Origin of the sequence: Prochlorococcus sp. MIT 0801, from assembly GCF_000757865.1 — a bacterium.
Classification (GTDB): domain Bacteria; phylum Cyanobacteriota; class Cyanobacteriia; order PCC-6307; family Cyanobiaceae; genus Prochlorococcus_B.
Map to the genome: position 1 here is coordinate 1,655,569 of NZ_CP007754.1, position 19,312 is coordinate 1,674,880.

Annotated in this window: 16 protein-coding genes and 1 pseudogene; 10 read left to right on the forward strand and 7 right to left on the reverse strand. The window is 34.4% G+C overall.

The annotated features are described in order from the left end of the window. Positions 1-632 precede the first annotated feature (632 nt). From psaA to EW15_RS08965, 3 genes and pseudogenes are all read left to right on the forward strand, one after another. Complete coding sequence (psaA, locus tag EW15_RS08955; protein WP_038654276.1) at positions 633-2,939, forward strand: photosystem I core protein PsaA; 2,307 nt, start codon at positions 633-635, stop codon at positions 2,937-2,939. A 21-nt stretch (positions 2,940-2,960) separates the two neighbouring features. Beyond that, complete coding sequence (gene psaB, locus EW15_RS08960) at positions 2,961-5,189, forward strand: photosystem I core protein PsaB (RefSeq protein ID WP_011295427.1); 2,229 nt, start codon at positions 2,961-2,963, stop codon at positions 5,187-5,189. A gap of 97 nt (positions 5,190-5,286) precedes the next feature. Beyond that, positions 5,287-5,463 (forward strand): annotated as a pseudogene (locus EW15_RS08965) (hypothetical protein); the annotation flags it as partial. Positions 5,464-5,736: 273 nt separating this feature from the next. Here EW15_RS08965 and EW15_RS08970 read toward each other — a convergent pair. Together EW15_RS08970 and EW15_RS10655 are read right to left on the reverse strand one after the other, a co-directional pair. Next, positions 5,737-6,264: a photosystem I reaction center protein subunit XI gene (locus EW15_RS08970; protein ID WP_052041214.1), complete on the reverse strand. Its 528-nt coding sequence runs from the start codon at positions 6,262-6,264 to the stop codon at positions 5,737-5,739. A 37-nt stretch (positions 6,265-6,301) separates the two neighbouring features. Further along, the gene (locus tag EW15_RS10655) at positions 6,302-6,418 is read right to left on the reverse strand and encodes a photosystem I reaction center subunit VIII (protein WP_011295429.1); all 117 of its coding nucleotides are present in this window, start codon (positions 6,416-6,418) and stop codon (positions 6,302-6,304) included. A 132-nt stretch (positions 6,419-6,550) separates the two neighbouring features. On the opposite strand from EW15_RS10655, the gene EW15_RS08975 reads away from it, so the two are divergent. After that, entirely contained in the window at positions 6,551-7,033 is a 483-nt protein-coding gene (locus EW15_RS08975; RefSeq protein ID WP_038654284.1) for a HEAT repeat domain-containing protein, read from the forward strand. On the opposite strand, the gene EW15_RS08980 is transcribed toward EW15_RS08975, so the two are convergent. Together EW15_RS08980 and EW15_RS08985 are read right to left on the reverse strand one after the other, a co-directional pair. Beyond that, on the reverse strand, positions 6,991-7,953 hold the full coding sequence (locus tag EW15_RS08980) for a glycosyltransferase family 2 protein (protein WP_038654286.1): 963 nt from the start codon (positions 7,951-7,953) through the stop codon (positions 6,991-6,993). The genes EW15_RS08975 and EW15_RS08980 overlap by 43 nt on opposite strands. 33 nt (positions 7,954-7,986) lie before the next feature. Continuing rightward, positions 7,987-8,739, reverse strand: coding sequence for a C40 family peptidase (locus EW15_RS08985; protein ID WP_038654288.1), 753 nt, complete (start codon positions 8,737-8,739; stop codon positions 7,987-7,989). A gap of 21 nt (positions 8,740-8,760) precedes the next feature. Here EW15_RS08985 and EW15_RS08990 point away from each other — a divergent pair, with 21 nt between their 5' ends. Further along, the gene (locus EW15_RS08990) at positions 8,761-9,654 is read left to right on the forward strand and encodes a serine hydrolase (RefSeq protein ID WP_038654290.1); all 894 of its coding nucleotides are present in this window, start codon (positions 8,761-8,763) and stop codon (positions 9,652-9,654) included. Here the strand turns inward: EW15_RS08990 and EW15_RS11650 are convergent. The 3 genes from EW15_RS11650 to EW15_RS09000 form a co-directional block, all read right to left on the reverse strand. Then, positions 9,647-9,781: a hypothetical protein gene (locus EW15_RS11650; RefSeq protein WP_011295180.1), complete on the reverse strand. Its 135-nt coding sequence runs from the start codon at positions 9,779-9,781 to the stop codon at positions 9,647-9,649. The two genes, EW15_RS08990 and EW15_RS11650, sit on opposite strands and share 8 nt — an antisense overlap. A gap of 122 nt (positions 9,782-9,903) precedes the next feature. Continuing rightward, complete coding sequence (locus EW15_RS08995) at positions 9,904-10,467, reverse strand: hypothetical protein (protein ID WP_038654292.1); 564 nt, start codon at positions 10,465-10,467, stop codon at positions 9,904-9,906. A gap of 91 nt (positions 10,468-10,558) precedes the next feature. Beyond that, the gene (locus tag EW15_RS09000) at positions 10,559-11,584 is read right to left on the reverse strand and encodes a hypothetical protein (protein WP_225866562.1); all 1,026 of its coding nucleotides are present in this window, start codon (positions 11,582-11,584) and stop codon (positions 10,559-10,561) included. Positions 11,585-11,831: 247 nt separating this feature from the next. On the opposite strand from EW15_RS09000, the gene EW15_RS09005 reads away from it, so the two are divergent. The 5 genes from EW15_RS09005 (at position 11,832) to EW15_RS09025 (ending at position 19,079) form a co-directional block, all read left to right on the forward strand. Beyond that, complete coding sequence (locus EW15_RS09005) at positions 11,832-13,622, forward strand: tetratricopeptide repeat protein (RefSeq protein WP_038654294.1); 1,791 nt, start codon at positions 11,832-11,834, stop codon at positions 13,620-13,622. 69 nt (positions 13,623-13,691) lie between these two features. Then, complete coding sequence (locus tag EW15_RS09010) at positions 13,692-14,255, forward strand: hypothetical protein (protein WP_038654296.1); 564 nt, start codon at positions 13,692-13,694, stop codon at positions 14,253-14,255. 502 nt (positions 14,256-14,757) lie between these two features. Next, complete coding sequence (locus tag EW15_RS09015) at positions 14,758-15,345, forward strand: tetratricopeptide repeat protein (RefSeq protein WP_038654298.1); 588 nt, start codon at positions 14,758-14,760, stop codon at positions 15,343-15,345. Continuing rightward, on the forward strand, positions 15,346-15,945 hold the full coding sequence (locus EW15_RS09020; RefSeq protein ID WP_038654300.1) for a 2OG-Fe(II) oxygenase: 600 nt from the start codon (positions 15,346-15,348) through the stop codon (positions 15,943-15,945). Positions 15,946-16,526: 581 nt separating this feature from the next. Beyond that, positions 16,527-19,079, forward strand: coding sequence for a tetratricopeptide repeat protein (locus tag EW15_RS09025; RefSeq protein ID WP_038654302.1), 2,553 nt, complete (start codon positions 16,527-16,529; stop codon positions 19,077-19,079). The last annotated feature ends 233 nt before the right edge of the window (positions 19,080-19,312 follow it).

Consider the following 19,312-nt stretch of genomic DNA (forward strand, 5'->3'; position numbering starts at 1 on the left):
AGCTTAAAGAAAATCCAAATGCAATCCTTTTTGGGGTTTTAACTAATGTTTTTTCCAGAACGAGAGATAAAATAAATTTTTATTTATCTATATAAGGTAGCCTCTTTAAGAAAGCTTTAGTAAAAATCAAACATCAAAAACCGTGAAATAGTCTTTAAACAAATTTATTGAAATCAATAAAAAGCTCTTATCAAGAAATCAAATAGTATTTTTACCTAGCTATTAGCATCCAATTAAACTTTGCAAAGCCAAGAAAGCCTTATATAACAACTTTTTTCCCTAATTCATATCTATAAGAAGTAAAGCCCCTAGGCCTAAAAAACTTTCTTGCCTGCACTCCACGAAAGACAAAGATTTACTAATTAAGAAAAACCGTGGATTCAATGACCTCTTAAGAATAAAAGTGTAGAACATTTGTTACATGCTTCCGTAGTAACTGACTGTCTACTTTATGCTTATCACATAACCCTTATATAGGTTTTCAAGTAACTTCAAAGGTAGGTCTTGAATGCCTGAAATCTTTCACCAAAGTAATTTCACTTCATAAGTAAAATTACTTGCTAAAGATTTCACCCTAGTCTTTCCAAGATTAGGCCCCCAAACCTCGATCACATTCCTAAAGGAATCACTCGATGACCATTAGCCCACCAGAAAAAGAACAAAAAAAAGAACCGGTTCTCGATAAACCTATCGAAACTGATGCAATCCCTGTAGATTTTTCCAAGCTTGATAAGCCTGGTTTTTGGTCAAAATCCCTTGCTAAAGGGCCAAAGACTACTACATGGATATGGAATCTTCATGCTGATGCGCATGATTTTGATACTCATGTTGGAGATCTCCAAGAAACCAGTAGAAAAGTATTTTCTGCTCATTTTGGACATCTAGCAGTCATCTTTATTTGGATGAGTGCAGCTTTTTTCCATGGAGCTCGCTTTTCTAATTATTCTGGATGGCTCTCTGATCCAACTCATGTCAAGCCAGGAGCACAAGTTGTTTGGCCAATAGTTGGTCAGGAGATGCTTAATGCGGATTTAGGCGGTAATTATCACGGTATTCAGATCACTTCTGGAATTTTTCAGATGTGGAGAGGCTGGGGAATTACCAATGAAACCGAGCTCATGGCTTTAGCTATTGGTGCACTACTAATGGCAGCCATAATGTTGCACGGTGGCATATATCACTATCACAAAGCTGCTCCCAAGCTTGATTGGTTTAGAAATCTCGAGTCTATGCTCAATCACCACATAGCTGGTCTAGTGGGATTGGGTTCGATTGCTTGGGCTGGACATTGCATTCACATTGGTGCACCTACAGCAGCACTCATGGATGCAATTGATGCAGGAAAGCCTCTAATTATTGATGGAATTCCAATTGCTTCGATTGCGGACATGCCTCTACCCCACGAGCTTTGCAATCCTGCTATTGCTAGTCAAATATTCCCTGGCCTCGCTGGAAGAACAGTTGAAAATTTCTTTACGACTAATTGGTGGGCGTTTAGTGATTTCCTAACTTTCAAAGGTGGTCTAAATCCAGTTACTGGTAGCTTATGGATGACAGATATTTCTCATCATCATTTAGCTTTTGGAGTACTAGCTGTATTGGGCGGTCATCTATATAGAACAATGTTTGGCATTGGCCATAGCCTGAAAGAAATATTAGATAATCATGCTGGAGATCCAATTCTTTTCCCTGCTCCAAATGGACATAAAGGGATTTATGAGTTTTTAGCTAATAGTTGGCATGCTCAGCTTGGTTTAAACCTTGCAATGATTGGCTCCTTGAGTATCATCATTTCCCATCACATGTATGCGATGCCCCCATATCCATACTTGTCGATTGATTACCCAACTGTCCTAGGTCTATTTACACACCATATGTGGATAGGAGGGTTATTCATTGTTGGTGCAGCAGCTCATGCTGGTATTGCAATGATTAGAGACTATGACCCGGCTGTTCATATTGATAACGTTCTAGATAGAATCTTGAAAGCAAGAGATGCATTAATTAGTCATCTGAATTGGGCTTGCATGTTCTTAGGTTTCCATAGTTTTGGTCTTTATATTCATAACGATGTAATGCGTGCATTAGGAAGACCTGCAGATATGTTCAGTGATACAGGAATCCAACTTCAACCTGTTTTTGCTCAATGGATTCAAAATATTCATAATTCAGCAGCTGGTTCTACCACTCTTGCTGGTGCAAACGTAAACCTTCAACCTGGATTAGTTAGTGAAGTTTTTAATGGTTCAGTAAGTCAAGTTGGAGGAAAAATTGGCATCGCTCCTATACCTTTAGGAACTGCTGATTTCATGATTCACCATATCCATGCTTTTACTATCCACGTAACCCTTCTAATTCTTCTAAAGGGAGTTTTATTCGCAAGGAGCTCCAGACTAATTCCTGACAAAGCGAATCTTGGATTTAGATTCCCATGTGATGGTCCAGGCAGAGGAGGTACATGCCAAGTTTCATCTTGGGATCATGTTTTCCTTGGATTGTTCTGGATGTATAACGGCTTGTCAGTAGTTATTTTCCACTTCTCATGGAAGATGCAAAGTGATGTATGGGGTCTTACAGGAGGCAACTTCGCGCAAAGTTCCATAACTATCAATGGATGGCTTAGAGATTTCCTATGGGCTCAGTCATCTCAGGTCCTAACAAGTTATGGTCAACCTATAAGCATGTACGGTTTGATGTTCTTAGGAGCTCACTTCGTTTGGGCATTCAGTCTTATGTTCCTATTTAGTGGTCGTGGTTACTGGCAAGAGTTATTTGAGTCAATTATTTGGGCTCATAATAAACTTAAGTTGGCTCCAACTATCCAACCAAGAGCTTTGTCTATCACTCAAGGTCGTGCAGTAGGAGCAGCTCATTTCCTTCTAGGAGGAATTGCTACAACTTGGGCCTTCTTCCATGCTCGCTTAATCGGTCTCGGCTGACCCTCTCTGATTTTTTATAAAATGGCAACTAAATTTCCATCTTTTAGTCAGGGTCTTGCTCAAGACCCTACAACCAGGAGAATCTGGTACGGCATAGCTACTGCCCATGATTTTGAAAGTCATGACGGCATGACTGAGGAGCAGTTATATCAAAAACTCTTCTCTACTCATTTTGGTCACTTAGCCATAATCGGTCTTTGGGTGGCTGGCAACCTTTTCCACATTGCTTGGCAAGGAAACTTTGAGCAATGGGTTCTCGATCCACTCCATACTCGTCCAATTGCTCATGCAATTTGGGATCCACATTTTGGACAAGGGCTTACTGATGCCCTAACTCAAGCTGGAGCGACTTCTCCAGTCAATATTGCTTATTCAGGCTTATACCATTGGTGGTACACCATTGGCATGAGAACTAATGAGCAACTATTTCAAGGTGCGATCTTTATAAACATCCTTGTTTGTTGGTTATTGTTTGCAGGATGGCTGCATCTTCAACCTAAGTACAGACCATCATTAGCATGGTTCAAAAATGCTGAGTCTCAGTTAAATCATCATTTGGCTGTTCTTTTTGGATTCAGTAGCATTGCTTGGACAGGTCACTTGATTCATGTAGCCATCCCTGAGTCAAGGGGTATACACGTTGGCTGGGAAAATTGGTTAACTGTTATGCCTCATCCAGAAGGTTTAACTCCTTTCTTCTCAGGAAATTGGGGAGCTTATGCTCAAAACCCTGATTCGATTGATGCAGTTTTCGGAACTTCTCAAGGTGCAGGAACAGCAATATTTACATTTCTTGGTGGTCTTCATCCTCAAAGTGAATCACTTTGGCTAACAGATATTGCTCATCATCATTTAGCGATAGGAGTTGTGTTTATAATTGCTGGACATATGTATAGGACTAACTTTGGCATAGGTCATAGTCTCAAGGAAATCATTGAAGCGCACAATACAAGTCACCCAAAAGATCCACATAGAGGTTATTTCGGGATAAAGCACAACGGTCTTTTCGAGACAGTTAACAATTCACTCCATTTTCAGCTTGGGCTAGCACTTGCTTCTCTTGGAGTGGCTTGCAGCTTAGTGGCTCAGCATATGGGTGCATTACCTTCATATGCATTTATCGCAAGGGATTACACAACTCAGTCCGCTCTATATACCCATCATCAATACATAGCAATGTTCTTGATGGTTGGTGCGTTCTCTCACGGAGCAATTTTCTTTGTCAGAGATTATGATCCAGAGCTTAATAAAGACAATGTTCTAGCAAGAATCCTTAGTACAAAAGAAGCCTTAATTAGCCACTTAAGTTGGGTAACAATGCTTCTAGGCTTCCATACTCTTGGAATTTATGTTCACAACGATGTAGTTGTAGCCTTTGGTACACCTGAAAAGCAGATTCTTATAGAACCAGTATTTGCACAGTTCGCACAGGCTGCTAGTGGAAAAATGATGTATGGATTTAATGCTTTGCTAGCAAATGCATCAAGTTCTGCATCTATAGCTGCTAACTCCATGCCAGGTAATCACTACTGGATGGACATGATCAATAGACCAGATGCACTAACCAATTTCTTACCTATTGGACCTGCGGATTTCTTAGTTCACCATGCGATTGCACTAGGACTACATACAACTGCTTTGATTCTTATAAAGGGTGCTCTTGATGCTAGAGGAACAAAACTAATTCCAGATAAAAAGGATTTAGGATTTGCTTTCCCATGTGATGGACCAGGTCGTGGAGGTACTTGTGATAGTTCTTCTTGGGACGCTACTTATTTAGCAATGTTCTGGGCCTTAAATACTATTGCTTGGATTACCTTCTATTGGCATTGGAAACATCTAGCAATTTGGATGGGTAATACCGCTCAATTCAATGAATCTGGTACGTATTTAATGGGTTGGTTTAGAGATTATCTATGGCTAAATAGTTCTCAGCTAATCAATGGATATAACCCATTTGGTGTAAATGCTTTATCTCCATGGGCTTGGATGTTCTTATTTGGTCATCTCATTTGGGCGACTGGATTTATGTTCCTCATCTCTTGGAGAGGGTATTGGCAAGAACTTATCGAAACTCTTGTTTGGGCTCATCAAAGAACACCAATAGCTAATTTAGTTGGTTGGAGAGATAAGCCTGTTGCATTATCCATTGTCCAAGCACGATTAGTTGGTTTAACCCATTTCACAGTTGGAAACTTTGTAACCTTTGGTGCATTTGTTATCGCATCTACTTCAGGTAAGTTCGGATAAATCTATAACAAGCTTCCAATCAAAAGAACACTGTCTTCAAAAGCAGTGTTCTTTTTTTATGGGTACTAATCTCATGTTTATTAGATTATCTATAAAAACTCTTGTTTGGGCTCATCAAAGAACACCAATAGCTAATTTAGTTGGTTGGAGAGATAAGCCTGTTGCATTATCCATTGTCCAAGCACGATTAGTTGGTTTAACCCATTTCACAGTTGGAAACTTTGTAACCTTTGGTGCATTTGTTATCGCATCTACTTCAGGTAAGTTCGGATAAATCTATAACAAGCTTCCAATCAAAAGAACACTGTCTTCAAAAGCAGTGTTCTTTTTTTATGGGTACTCAGATTTATGAGATTATGTATTGATATTTATCAGCAAAATAGATCCATTGAATATCATGAAATTAGGAGTAGAAAACAAAAAAACAAAATAAATGAATTTCAGTTCAAGCTTTTGAAAAATATCAGCCAATTGAAGTAAATAATTTAGAGAATTAAAAAGCCTCTAAGATAAGAGGCTTTTTAATATAAGTTCTTCTAGAAAAGTTTTAAGCTCCAAGTAAATGATATTCCTTAATCAAAGGTAGAACAGTATCTAAATGCAAAGTACCAATTAGCAACCAAGCAAAAACGACACCTCCTGTGCCTCCTAACCAAAAACCATTTGTAAAATCACTCCATCCTGCTCTTGTAAATAAATCGGAAGGAGGATTAGCTACTGTTGCATCAGGAGGTTGTACGTTAGGAGCCTTACCTGCAGCGTTGTAAAGAATAAAAAGGGCAGTCAATATTTGAATAGCTCCCACACCGCCAAGCAAACCTGCCGTTAAGGCAAAATCAGTATTCCTTAAAGGCCCAGTCATAGAAAAAGGACCAAAAAGTAAATAACCAAAAATTGCGCCTGTTTCTAGACCTCTGAAGTTTGGCGATAGGCCCTCTCTATAGACAGGAAGATTATTGATAACCATCTTTGTAAACCAACCACTGTTCACTGGGGTTTGAAGGTTGCCAACGGTTGGGTCTGAAACTGTTTTCACAGCCCACCTTTGCATAAGTGTTTCTTGAGATTTAGTCATGGACAAAAAGAATTGGTAGAAATTTAGATTTTTAAAATTATTCAGTAGCGGTTATGTACCTACCAATCAAAACAATGAAGACGGCTGGACCCATTATTCCAACTAAAGGAATCAGAATAGCGGGAAGCAAACTTGAAGCTAGTTCACTAGTCATTACTTATTTCAATAAATCCAACTTTATTTTATAGAATTATGATCTAATCAAACCAAATACAAACCTTGATGACATAAAAGTTCAATCCGTATATCTTCTTTAAAGATGCATTACTAAACAGATTTTCTCATCATGAATCAAGTTTTTGCTGGTGGTATAGCTCTAATTATTGCTTTGATCCTTTGGAGTTCAAAAAAACAACTAAAGGGATCAGCTTTTTTCAAATCTCAAAAGGATTCCTTTTCAAAGGCTCATTTAACATCGTCAGCATTGATAATCGATAAGACTTTACAAAATCAAAAATCAACCAAAAAGGATAATAAAAACTCCAAGCCTTTTTCACGGCCAACTTCACTTAATTCAATAGAAATAAAAAAACAATTAAATAAATTAATCTCTAGCAACCCCAATGATCGTCTATTAGCTATTCAAATTGCTAGTCAATGGAACAACAAGAAAGCATTACCTTTTTTAAGAAGAGGATTGAAAGATTCTGACAGTAGGGTTGTTATTGCTGCTGCTACTGGAATTTCATCTTATAAAGGAAAAACTATTGATTTATATAAAAAACCTCAAGTTTCTAGACGTCCTCGAAATGTATCTCTAATCCGATAAATTGGTCTATTTTGACTTTCATGATAAGTGCGGATCTGAAGCTCTCCAAGTAATCCAAACCCAAAAAGTTGAACTCCAGTCACTGCAAGAAGTAAAGCAAAAATAAGTAAAGGTCTATTACCTATATCTTCTCCTAAAAGTTTGATGATTAATAGGTAAAAGCTTGTGATAAAGCTCCCAATAATTGCAAGAATTCCACCAAAACCAAATACATACATAGGTCTAGTTAAAAATCTATTCATAAACCAAACAGTCAACAAGTCCATCAAGACTCTAAAAGTTCTATCTATTCCATACTTACTAGATCCAAATTGACGGGCTCTATGATTTACTTTAACTTCCGTAATTCTAGCTCCTTCAATATTTGCAAGAACAGGCAAGAATCTATGCAATTCTCCATATAATCTCATATCAGTCAGTACTTCTTTCCTATAAGCCTTTAAAGAACATCCATAATCATTAAGTCGCACACCAGTAACCTTCCCAATCAATCGGTTGGCAATTTTTGATGGAAGCTTTCTACTTATCGCAGCATCTTGCCTTCGATATCTCCATCCACTCACAAGATCAAATCCATCCCTAATCTTATTAACTAATAATGGAATATCTGCAGGATCATTTTGCAAGTCACCATCAAGTGTAACCACTATCTCTCCTGAAGAAATATCAAACCCAGCTGCCATCGCTGCGGTCTGTCCATAGTTTTTACGCAGAAGAACTCCAACTAATTCTGGTATATCAAAACTTAGTTTTCTAATTACCTCTGCACTGTTATCTGATGAACCATCATTAACTAAAACTAGTTCAAAAGTTTCCCCCATAGGCTGTAAAACTTCTAATAACTGATTCACCAAAAAAGGAAGACTTTCTTCTTCGTTATAGATAGGAACAACAACTGATAGTGCAACATTAGAATTCATTCAAAACTCCTCATAAAGTTCAATTAATCTTCTTTAGAGTTTTTCACTCTGATAACTAGAGATCACTCTTCCAGCAGATCTAAATTTAGATCTGTAAAAAGAAGCAATTTTTCCAAGGTTCGGTTGAAATAAACCATCAATCTCTATTCCATTATGCCCATCAGTTACCCCAGAACTATGAATATAAAAACCATTCTCAATATGTAATCCAACGTGGGTACATTTTTCAGATGATCCAAAGAAAAGTAAATCACCAGGTTTTAAATATTTGCCTAAAACTTCAATATCCAATGCAATATTTTTGCAGAATTTTTCCTGCTGATAAGCATCTCTTGGTATCCAAATGCCTGAACTTGCAAAAGCAGATTGAACCAAACCAGAGCAATCAAAATTTGGACCTATCGTTCCACCCCACAAATATTCATTACTCATTTTTTTCGCAGCCTTAGTCCAAGACAATATCCCAGGAATCCTAGAAAAAATTCTCTCTTCAGTAAACAATTCAAATTCCCAAGATTCTATTTTTGAAGCTTGATGAGTTAATTCAGAAAATCTAAACCAACAAATATAGTCATCTTCCAAAAGACGCACTTTAACTCTATCGATGATTTCCTTATCTTTAAAATTAGATTTTAAGCAATCAATCAATTGAAAACTCCTACCAATACTTGCTTGTGTAACTAATTCATCACTATTTTCACTTTTAAATCCATCAATGTTTATTCGCAGTTTCCATAAACTTCCCAAAACAAATGAAGCTTTAGTTAGCAAAACCTCTAAGGTCATATTGAATTCTTCTCGAGCGCTATGGCGTTCTACCGGCAAGACCCTGAGATAGCATATTGCCTGAAAGGTCTACTCGATAGGCTTGAAAAAGAAGGTCGCCCATACCTTCAAGAAAACATTGCAATAACATGCATTCGTTATGACAAGGAAAGTCCATCTACATCTAGTGGATCTGGAACAGGATGGAATTCAAACAAAATTTTTTACCCTGCAAGCGTAGTAAAAATAGTTTATGCATTGGCGACTCAGGTATGGCTTCAACAAGACTTAATTGTTGACTCAGAAGAACTTCGAAGAGCATTACATGAAATGATTGCTAAATCTAATAATGACGCTACAAGTTATATTTTAGATCTTTTAACAGGTACAACAAGTGGTCCATCTCTTAATGAATCAAACTTTAAAGCATGGAAAATCCAAAGGCAATTAGTTAATGACTGGCTAGATGATCTTAGATGGCCTGAAATTAAAAATTGGAACTGCAGTCAAAAGACTTGGAATGAAGGACCTTTTGGAAGGGAAAAAGATTTTTATGGAAAAAAGAATGAGAATCGAAACCGCATGACAACTGATGGTAGTGCCAGAATCTTTGAATCATTAATGACTCTTGAAATGCTTCCAAAATTAAGAAGCGAGCATTTAATAAAAGTTTTTCAACGCTCGCTCGATCCAGTTTCTCGCAAGCAAGATTTAGAAAATCAAGTAGATGGTTTTTTAGGAGCAGGCCTTCCTTTGGCTTCTAAACTTTGGAGCAAAGCAGGGCTAATGAGTGAAGTTCGTCATGATGTCGCATGGTGGGAGTCGCCAAATAAGAATCCCATGCTTGCAGTCGTCTTTACAACTGGCAAAGAATTAGTCAAAGATCAATTTTTACTTCCTGCGCTTAGCAGTGAGTTAAACAAATTAGCTATTTAGCAATAAGTAAAATTCCAGCGAATAAAATAGATCCCAATAGAAATCCAACAGCCAAAAGCACGGCTATTATTGGTGTATTTAAGTAAACAGATATAGTTGCGAGTTGATTACCCTTTGCTTCAGACACCTTTAAAACTCATAAAAATCACTTTGATTAAAGCATCTAACTCTGCCAAAAAACAAAAAAAGTTTAGCTGATAAAACAATTTTTAAAAAACCAAAGAATTTTTATTGATATCACAAAATAGTTCAAATAAAATTTGATTTTGGTTTCTTATTTTGTAAGATTTTAATATCTTTATCCTTTTCAGTTGCTTTTATTGAGGTAACTTGTTTATCAATTTTTTTATTTATTATTTTTTCATCAGCTCTCTTTAAATTATCATCTAGTGAGCTGACTTCAGTTGATTTATCTAAGTCTTTTGTCTCCAGATTTTTTTGGATTGTTGAATTTGTAGATTCTATATCCTTTAAAATACTTATATCTTGAGCTTTATTTTGATCAACTTTTAAAATATCGTTGACTTCAGAATTATTAAATAAATTAAAATCAAATCTGCCTTTTGCAAAAGATACTGAGGTAAATACTAATAATGAACCTAGAATAATAATTAAAAAAATCTTCGAGAATAAACTATTTAGTGGAGTCCAAAATAGTGTTACTTTAGCCGCTTCATTAGTTTGTTTATATGTATCAGCAGAGGGACTTAAATCTAAAAATATATCTTGGTTAATCCACCCTTTATTAGCTTTCCTGTAGGGAGACTCACTTTTAGTGAAGTCAAAAACTTCTTGGATTCTTTCTTTAAGCACAGGTTACGTTTACCTAAAACTACAAGAACGAAAACATAGCAGAAAGTCAGAATAAAAAAGTTGCTTTTATGTAGATATTAGTGAAATTGAACTACCCAGCAATAAATACCATCGCAGAAACAAGAATAGCCGAAGCCAAAATCCCTATAGATGCTATTGACACGATCTTTCCGGTGTTTAAGGAGACGGATACCGTTAACAATTCAGTTCTTGAGTCTCGTTTTTGTTGTGAATTAATTTGAGTTGGTGAATTACCTTTCTTATTGGCTTGAAATTTCTTCTGTGTTAGGGCTTTCTTCTCTGCTGCAGCTTTTTTATCTGCTGCGGCTTTCTTATTAGCTGCGGCTTTCTTATCTGCTGCGGCTTTCTTATCCGCTAAAGCTTTCTTCTCTGCTGCGGCTTTCTTATCTGCTGCAGCTTTTTTATCTGCTGCGGCTTTCTTATTAGCTGCGGCTTTTTTATCTGCTGCGGCTTTCTTATCCGCTAAAGCTTTCTTATCTGCTGCGGCTTTCTTATCTGCTGCGGCTTTCTTATCCGCTAAAGCTTTCTTATCTGCTGCGGCTTTCTTATCCGCTAAAGCTTTCTTCTCTGCTGCGGCTTTCTTCTCTGCTGCAGCTTTTTTATCTGCTGCGGCTTTCTTATCCGCTAAAGCTTTCTTCTCTGCTGCAGCTTTTTTATCTGCTGCGGCTTTCTTCTCTGCTGCAGCTTTTTTATCTGCTGCGGCTTTCTTATCCGCTAAAGCTTTCTTCTCTGCTGCGGCTTTCTTATCCGCTAACGCTTTCTTCTCTGCTGCGGCTTTCTTATTAGCTGCGGCTTTCTTATCTGCTGCAGCTTTTTTATCTGCTGCGGCTTTCTTATCTGCTGCGGCTTTCTTATCCGCTAAAGCTTTCTTCTCTGCTGCGGCTTTCTTATCTGCTGCGGCTTTCTTATCCGCTAAAGCTTTCTTCTCTGCTGCGGCTTTCTTATCCGCTAACGCTTTCTTCTCTGCTGCGGCTTTCTTCTCTGCTAACGCTTTCTTCTCTGCTAAAGCTTTCTTATCTGCTAAAGCTTTCTTCTCTGCAGCAGCTTTCTTATCTGCTAACGCTTTCTTTTCTGCCTGAGCTGTTTGAACTTGCACTTTAAATCCAAAATTTTGCCTTATTCAAGCACCCAGATCACTATGATTTTAGAAATATTGGCTAGTTGCAACGAAGTAATGCAATAGATTTTCTTTTCTTCTAAATATTTTCAATATCATCTTAAGTTTTTAGAACTAATAAAGCCTAATTCAAATCTCTTCACAAGAAACTTTTTCGTCATTCAGAGGAAAGGATTCGTATTAAAATGAGAATTAAAAATCTTTTTACAAAAAAGTACTAAAAGAAATGGAAGACTCTTATAAGAAAGAGAATAAAGAAGTCAATGAAGAAAAAACATTCTCAATTCCATCTTCATTAGAAAAAATTAAGGAGAATATTTCAATATCAAACAATACTCCTTATAAACCATCTAAAGAACAAATAATTAAGCAAGCATTTCAATTTCATTCAGAAGGCAACATTTCAGAAGCATCAAAATATTATCAATATTTTATTAATCAAGGATTCAAAGATCATAGAGTTTTTTCTAATTATGGAAGTATTTTGAAAGATCTTGCCAAACTAAAAGAAGCAGAAATTTCAACTCGTAAAGCCATTGAACTTAATCCTAATTTCTCAAATGCTCATTACAATCTGGGGAATATACTAAGTGATCTTGGCCAACTAAAAGAAGCAGAAATTTCAACTCGTAAAGCCATTGAACTTAATCCTAATTTCTCAAATGCTCATTATAGTCTCGGGAACATCCTGAACAATCTTGGCCAACTAAAAGAAGCAGAAATATCACTTCGAAAAGCTATTGAACTTAATCCTAATAACGCTAATGCTCATTATAATCTTGGAAACATATTGAGCGAGCTTGGAAAGAAAAAAGAAACAGAAATATCACTTCGAAAAGCTATTGAACTTAATCCTGAGCTAGCTCAAGCACATTCCAATTTAGGAAGAATATTGAAAGATACTGGCAATTTGCAAGAAGCAGAAATATTAACTCGAAAAGCTATTGATCTTAAGCCCGATTTGGCTGAGGCTCATTCCAATCTGGGACAAATCTTGAATGATCTTGGAATCTTACAAGATGCAGAAAACTCTACTCGAAAAGCTATTGAACTTAATCCTGATTTTGCTGAGGCTTATTTAAATCTATCTATGATAGAGCTTCTCAAAGGGAATTATCAATCTGGTCTAGATAATTATGAATTTAGATTCAAAGTAAATAAACCCAACCTTCCTCATGGCTTAACAAAAATGAAACGAAGAGACAGTAGCAAGTTACAAAAAGAAGAAAAGATCTTAGTCATCACTGAACAAGGCTTAGGAGATACTATTCAATATATGCGTTACATTCCATATCTAAAAAATCAAGGTTTTAATATTTCTTTTTGTGCTCAAACTAAACTACATCGATTAATACAAGCCTCAGGTATTGAAAAAAATCCTTTAACTCCTGAGCAAGCAAGTCAAGTTTCAGAAGGTACGTATATTCCATTATTATCTTTACCTAGATATTTAAAAGTAAGTCCAAATAATCCAATAATTTCAGAGCCATATATCTTTCCAACAAATGAACTAAAAAAGAAATGGAAAAAAATACTCTCTATAGAAAAAAAACCAATTATTGGAATTAATTGGCAAGGTAATCCAGCAATGGAAAAAATCAATTACAAAGGACGTTCTATACCTTTAGAAACATTCTCTATGCTTTTTGATCGAAATGACATAAGAATGCTTTCTCTTCAAAAGGGATTTGGTTCAGAACAACTCGATCATTGCTCATTCAGGAATAAGTTTGTTAAATCCCAACCTATAGTTAATTCAACCTGGGATTTCCTAGAAAATGCTGCCATAATTGAAAATTGTGATTTGATTATTACTTGTGATACTTCAATTGCTCATTTAGCTGGAGGGATGGGAAAAAAAGTTTGGCTACTGTTAAGAGATATCCCCTTTTGGACTTGGGGACTTGAAAAAGAAAATACATTTTGGTATCCATCGATTAGATTATTTCGTCAAAAAATTCGTCATAACTGGAATGAGGTTATGGAAAGAGTCGCTAAAGAAATAAAAAACTTATAATCAAAAGAATATAAAGGCAAAATTCCTATATAAGCCTACTATTAAAGTAACATCTAAAGTATTGGGAGAATGAATGGTCTTAAGCTAAATCTTGGATGTGGAGAAAGAAAGTTGCCAGGTTATATCAATGTAGATAAATTTGGAAGCCCAGATATTAAACATAATTTAGAATCCTTTCCTTGGCCTTGGAAAAAAAATTCAGTATCTGAGATACAATTAATACATGTTCTAGAACATTTAGGAAAAGATATAGAAATATACTTTGGAATATTTAAAGAGATGTATAGAATATGTAATAATGGAGCAAATATTAGAATAGTTGTTCCCCACTTTAGACATCAATTCTTCTATGATGATCCAACTCATGTAAGAGTTGTCACACCTTTTGGTTTACGATTATTTTCTAAGAAATTAAATAAGTTTTGGATAGAAAATGGTTCATCTAATAGTACTCTTGGAATATATTTAGACATCGATTTTGAACTTAAAGAAATAATTTTAAAAGCAAGTGAAGACTGGTATAGATTACATCCAGATAAAAATGTCGATATTAATTTGCTCCAACAGGAATCGAATATATACAATAATTTAATTGAGCAATATGATATGATGCTTGAGGTGGTAAAAGAATAACGATACTGATATTAATAAATCATACAATCGAAACGAATAGATATTACGATTATCATTCTTAGAAGTACAAAACTTTATTAGATTTCATATATTGGAAAGAAAGATAGATTAATGTTAGATATTAATTTTTTTTGCTTTTTAAGAAGGAATAATATACCTTAATTAATAAATAACCTATTCAACAGATAAATTTATAGTGAATAATCTAGAAAATTCACTCAGCGATAGAGTTTTTAAGTTGCATAGAGCAAATAAATTTCTCCATAAAGCACATCTGATGAAAGCAGATGCGTGGCTCAATATAAACCGACCAAAACCAGCAATAAACTTCTATAAAGCTAAACGCTCAGCAACTGAGTTGAATCGAATATGTGGATAGGGAAAAGCAATTTTCCTCCCTACTTTTCCCTCCTAAGCTATAAACTGTTAATTGAGACCTTTAGTCTCATATCCTTACTACAAATGGTCAGAGGATTACTAATTTAAAAATACCTAGAGAATTATGGAATCTGATGATAAATATAACAAAGAGCAAAAGGTCTTCAGGATAAAGACATTTACTGTTCCCTTTTCTTTGGAAAAGATTAAGGAAAATATGCATATTAATACTCATACTTCATCAAATCCTTCAAAAGAAACAATCATTACAAAAGCATTTCAATTTCATTCAGAAGGTAACATTTCAGAAGCATCAAAATATTATCAATATTTTATTAATCAAGGATTCAAAGATCATAGAGTTTTTTCAAATTATGGAAGTATTTTGAAAGATCTAGGAAAATCAAAGGAAGCAGCAAACTTATTACGTAAAGCAATTACAATTAACCCTAAATTTGCTGCTGGACATTACAATCTTGGGAACATGTTGAAAGAAATGGGCAAGTCAAAAGAAGCAATTTTGTGTTATAAAGAATCACTTTTATGCTATAAAGAAGAAATTAATTCCGATAAAAATATTGATAAAGTCAAAAATAATCTAGGTGATCTACTATTAAAAAATGGCAATTTAAAAGAAGGCTTATTATATATAAGAGAGGCAAATGGGTCCATTATTCTTAATTATAAAAAATCTAGCATAATCATTAATTAAATGAATAAAGTATTTATCAATAAAAGTAACCTACATCCTCATTTTATTGGCTCTTGGATTATGGACGAATTATCTATATGTAAAGGTCTTATAAATTATTTTGAACTAAATTCAATTAAACATATTAAAGGCAGAATAGGGGGTGGAATTGATCCTAATACGAAGGATAGTATTGATATTGTTATTCATCCTAAAGATATTTTATTGCCAGGTAATGAAATTTTTAAAAAATATCTTGATGAGCTTTTTAATTTCTACAAAAACTATTTAGATGAATGGCCTTTTTTAAAGGAAATGACTCAAGTATTAGAAATTGGTTCATTCAATCTTCAAAGATATAAACCTGGTCAACATTTTAAAAAAATACATACAGAGCGGGCCAGTATAGATAGCTCTCATCGTGTTTTTGCTTTTATGACTTACTTAAATGATGTTAAAGAAGGAGGTTCAACATATTTTAGTCATTATGATCTTGAAATACAGCCTAGAGAGGGATTAACGTTAATTTGGCCCGCGGAATGGACTCACGCACACAGAGGTAATACATTAATAAAAGGTTCAAAATATATCATAACTGGTTGGATAAACTTTGCTAATTAATCCCAATTAATTATTATATTTTCTAATTTTTGTATATAAAAGATATTTTAATTAATATCCTATATGAATTAGATTCATAGCTTAAATTATAAGTAATATTTTACCTTAAGAGATAAACATTTAAACGAAGATTAGCATCATAGAATCCTTTAACATTACAACATATTTGGTCATTTGGACTTATACGGATTCACCCAACCTTAATAGGAACGTAGAGGAAGTTCGCTAGTGGCAAACCAAAAAGAACGACAGCGAAAGGAAATGAACTAATAACTACCTGAGAAATACATATATTGCCTCCAAAGCAGGAAAGGCAGAGTGAGTCGGAAGATATTCTTGCTCACTAAAACTTCAGAAAGTTCCAAAAGAAGAGTTAACGCAAATCATTAACTATGGATTAAAGGACATAACTAAGTTGGATGACTTCAATCAAGTATTGGATTAGGGAAAACAGTTCTTTTTATCAAGCAAGAATTCTTCATCTAACTATATGACTTAAGTCACAATAATCTCAGGAAAAGTTTGAAGTACCAATTAAATTGAGTAGTAGAATTAATGAAATTAGAAGTCCTTAGAAGATAATGGAATCTATTGATAAAGATCAAGGAAAAAATAAGATCACTAAAATTAAAATATACCCAGTTCCATATGAGTTAGAAGAAATCAAAGAAAATCTTACTATTGTTATCAATACTTCATCTAAAGATTCTAAACAACAAGTAATTAATCAGGCATTTAACTTTCACTCAAAAGGAAATATAGCACAAGCACTAAAATATTATCAACAGATAATAAATCAAGGATCTAATGATTATAGAGTTTTTTATAATTATGGGTTAATACTAAAAGATCTTGGGAAAGTAAAAGAAGCAGAAGTATCACTTCGCCGCGCAATTGAAATTAATCCTGATTTCGCTAATGCATATTTAAGTCTTGGAAATTTATTAAGAGGTCTTAGGAATTTTAAAGACGCAGAAATATATACTCGCAAAGCAATTGAAATCAATCCAAACTTCGCAGAAGCTCATTCCAATCTGGGAAGTATCTTACAAGATATTGGTAAATTAAAAGAAGCAGAAGCATCACTTCACAAAGCCATTGAACTCAATACTAATGTAGGAGAGGTTCATTATAACTTAGGGATCATTTTAAAAGATCTTGGTAAAATACAAGAATCTGAAAAATCCACTCGCAAAGCAATTAAGATTAATCCTAACTTTGCAAATGCTCATATGTATTTAGGAACCATATTAAAAGATCTTGGCAAATTAAAAGAAGCTGAAAAATCCACTCGCAAAGCAATTGAAATCAATCCTAACTTTGCAAATGCTCATATGAATTTGGGAACCATATTAAAAGATCTTGATAAATTACAAGAAGCAGAAATCTCTACTCGTAAAGCCATTGACATTAATCCTAATTCCGCAGAGGTTCATTACAACTTGGGAATCATATTAAAAGATCTTGGCAAATTAAAAGAAGCTGAAAAATCCACTCGCAAAGCAATTGAAATTAATCCTAATTTTGCAGTTGCTCATAATAACCTGGGAGATATATTAAGAGCTCTTGGGAATATACAAAAGTCTGAGTTATCAATAAGAAAAGCTATTGAAATAAATCCTAATTTAGCTTTTGCTCACTTGAATCTGGGGAGAATATTAGTAGATCTAGACAAATTAAAAGAAGCAGAATTATCTACCAAAAAAGCTATTGAACTCAAACCTGAACTAATAATGGCGCATTTCAATCTTGGAATTATTTTTATAAATCTTGGGAAATATGATGCTGCTATAAATTGCTATAAAAAAGCTATAAAGTTAAACAATTCTTTCTCACCAGCAAAGGTTGGATTACTTGAATCTAAAAAAGATATATGTGACTGGAGTGATCAAAAAGCTGATAATACTTGGATTAAGACTCTTGGTTTTGAAGGTGACGCTGTAATTCCATTCCCTTTCTTCTTTTTTGAAGATAATCCTTTAAAAGATTTAAAAAGAGCCCAAAACTTCTATAAACAAAATTTCAAACAAAATGCTGTTAATTTACCTATTTTCAAAAATAAAAGAATTCATATAGGTTACTTCTCTTCTGACTTTAAAGATCACGCAACTATGCATCTAATTGCTTCTATTTTTGAATTACACGATAAATCAAAATTCAAAATATATTTATATTCATTTACTCCTAGAGAAGATATATATACAGAGAGAGCTAAACAATCTGGATGTTTTTTTAGAGATATAAAAAATTTGAATACTATTGAAGCTGTTGAATTAGCAAGGAGAGATAGACTCGATATAGCTATAGATCTTAAAGGTTATACTAAACATTCTAGAATGAATATCTTTTCATCTCGAGTAGCTCCTATACAAATAAATTATCTTGGATATCCAGGATCTCTGGGTGCAGAAACTATTGATTATATAATTGCTGATAATATTTTAATCCCAAAGGAAAAGGAAAGATTTTATTCTGAAAAAATTATACGAATGCCAAATTGCTATCAATGTAATGATAATAAAAAAGAAATTTCTAAAGAATCTATTTCCCGTAGAGATTTTAAACTGCCTGATAAAGGATTTATATTTACTTGTTTTAATTCTAATAAAAAAATATCTCCAAAAGAATTTGATATTTGGATGAGATTACTTAAAGAAGTAAAAGGAAGCGTACTATGGTTATATAAATCTAATACTTGGGCAATTCAAAACCTATGTAAAGAAGCAGAGATAAGAAATATTGATTCAGATAGATTATTTTTTGCTAACAAGCTTCCATTAGAAAAACATTTAGCCAGATATTCTCTTGGTGATTTAGCACTTGATACTTTTAACTGTAATGGTCACACTACGACCTCAGATGCTTTATGGGCAGGTTTACCAGTTCTAACAAAAATTGGAGAAAGCTTTTCTGCAAGAGTATCTGCAAGTTTACTAACTTCTCTAGGGATTCCAGAACTCATTACACATAATGAGAAAGAATATGAAGAGAAAGCTATTCACATAGCAAATAATCCTGATGTCCTCAAGAACCTAAAGTCGCAAGTAATTACTTTGAGGAATAAATCACCACTTTTTAATTCAAAATTATTTACAAAGAATCTAGAAAGTAAATTCCTGGAACTTGTAAAGTAATATAAGCAGTCATACTAGTAAGTTTAGGTGATTATGAACTCGTCTGAATCTAATTAAAAACTGAGAGAAAGTCCATTATTGGAGAACCAGAATGAACTGGGACGCAAGGGGATGGAAGGTCGAGGCGGAAAAAAGCAATATTTCCCCCTACTTTTTTCCCTACGAAGTAAAGATGTTAATCAACAGAAAATTATTGTCTTAACAGACTAAATTAACTCAATGTATTTCCCAAT

Bases quoted from the DNA above. Each gene is read 5' to 3' on its own strand.
- EW15_RS09005 (WP_038654294.1), top strand. From the start codon at position 11,832: ATGGAAGACTCTTATAAGAAAGAGAATAAAGAAGTCAATGAAGAAAAA.
- EW15_RS08975 (WP_038654284.1), top strand. From the start codon at position 6,551: ATGAATCAAGTTTTTGCTGGTGGTATAGCTCTAATTATTGCTTTGATC.
- EW15_RS09015 (WP_038654298.1), top strand. From the start codon at position 14,758: ATGGAATCTGATGATAAATATAACAAAGAGCAAAAGGTCTTCAGGATA.
- EW15_RS09020 (WP_038654300.1), top strand. From the start codon at position 15,346: ATGAATAAAGTATTTATCAATAAAAGTAACCTACATCCTCATTTTATT.
- psaA (WP_038654276.1), top strand. From the start codon at position 633: ATGACCATTAGCCCACCAGAAAAAGAACAAAAAAAAGAACCGGTTCTC.
- EW15_RS09010 (WP_038654296.1), top strand. From the start codon at position 13,692: ATGAATGGTCTTAAGCTAAATCTTGGATGTGGAGAAAGAAAGTTGCCA.
- EW15_RS08985 (WP_038654288.1), bottom strand. From the start codon at position 8,739: ATGACCTTAGAGGTTTTGCTAACTAAAGCTTCATTTGTTTTGGGAAGT.
- EW15_RS10655 (WP_011295429.1), bottom strand. From the start codon at position 6,418: ATGACTAGTGAACTAGCTTCAAGTTTGCTTCCCGCTATTCTGATTCCT.
- EW15_RS08980 (WP_038654286.1), bottom strand. From the start codon at position 7,953: ATGAATTCTAATGTTGCACTATCAGTTGTTGTTCCTATCTATAACGAA.
- EW15_RS08990 (WP_038654290.1), top strand. From the start codon at position 8,761: ATGGCGTTCTACCGGCAAGACCCTGAGATAGCATATTGCCTGAAAGGT.
- EW15_RS09025 (WP_038654302.1), top strand. From the start codon at position 16,527: ATGGAATCTATTGATAAAGATCAAGGAAAAAATAAGATCACTAAAATT.
- EW15_RS08970 (WP_052041214.1), bottom strand. From the start codon at position 6,264: ATGACTAAATCTCAAGAAACACTTATGCAAAGGTGGGCTGTGAAAACA.
- psaB (WP_011295427.1), top strand. From the start codon at position 2,961: ATGGCAACTAAATTTCCATCTTTTAGTCAGGGTCTTGCTCAAGACCCT.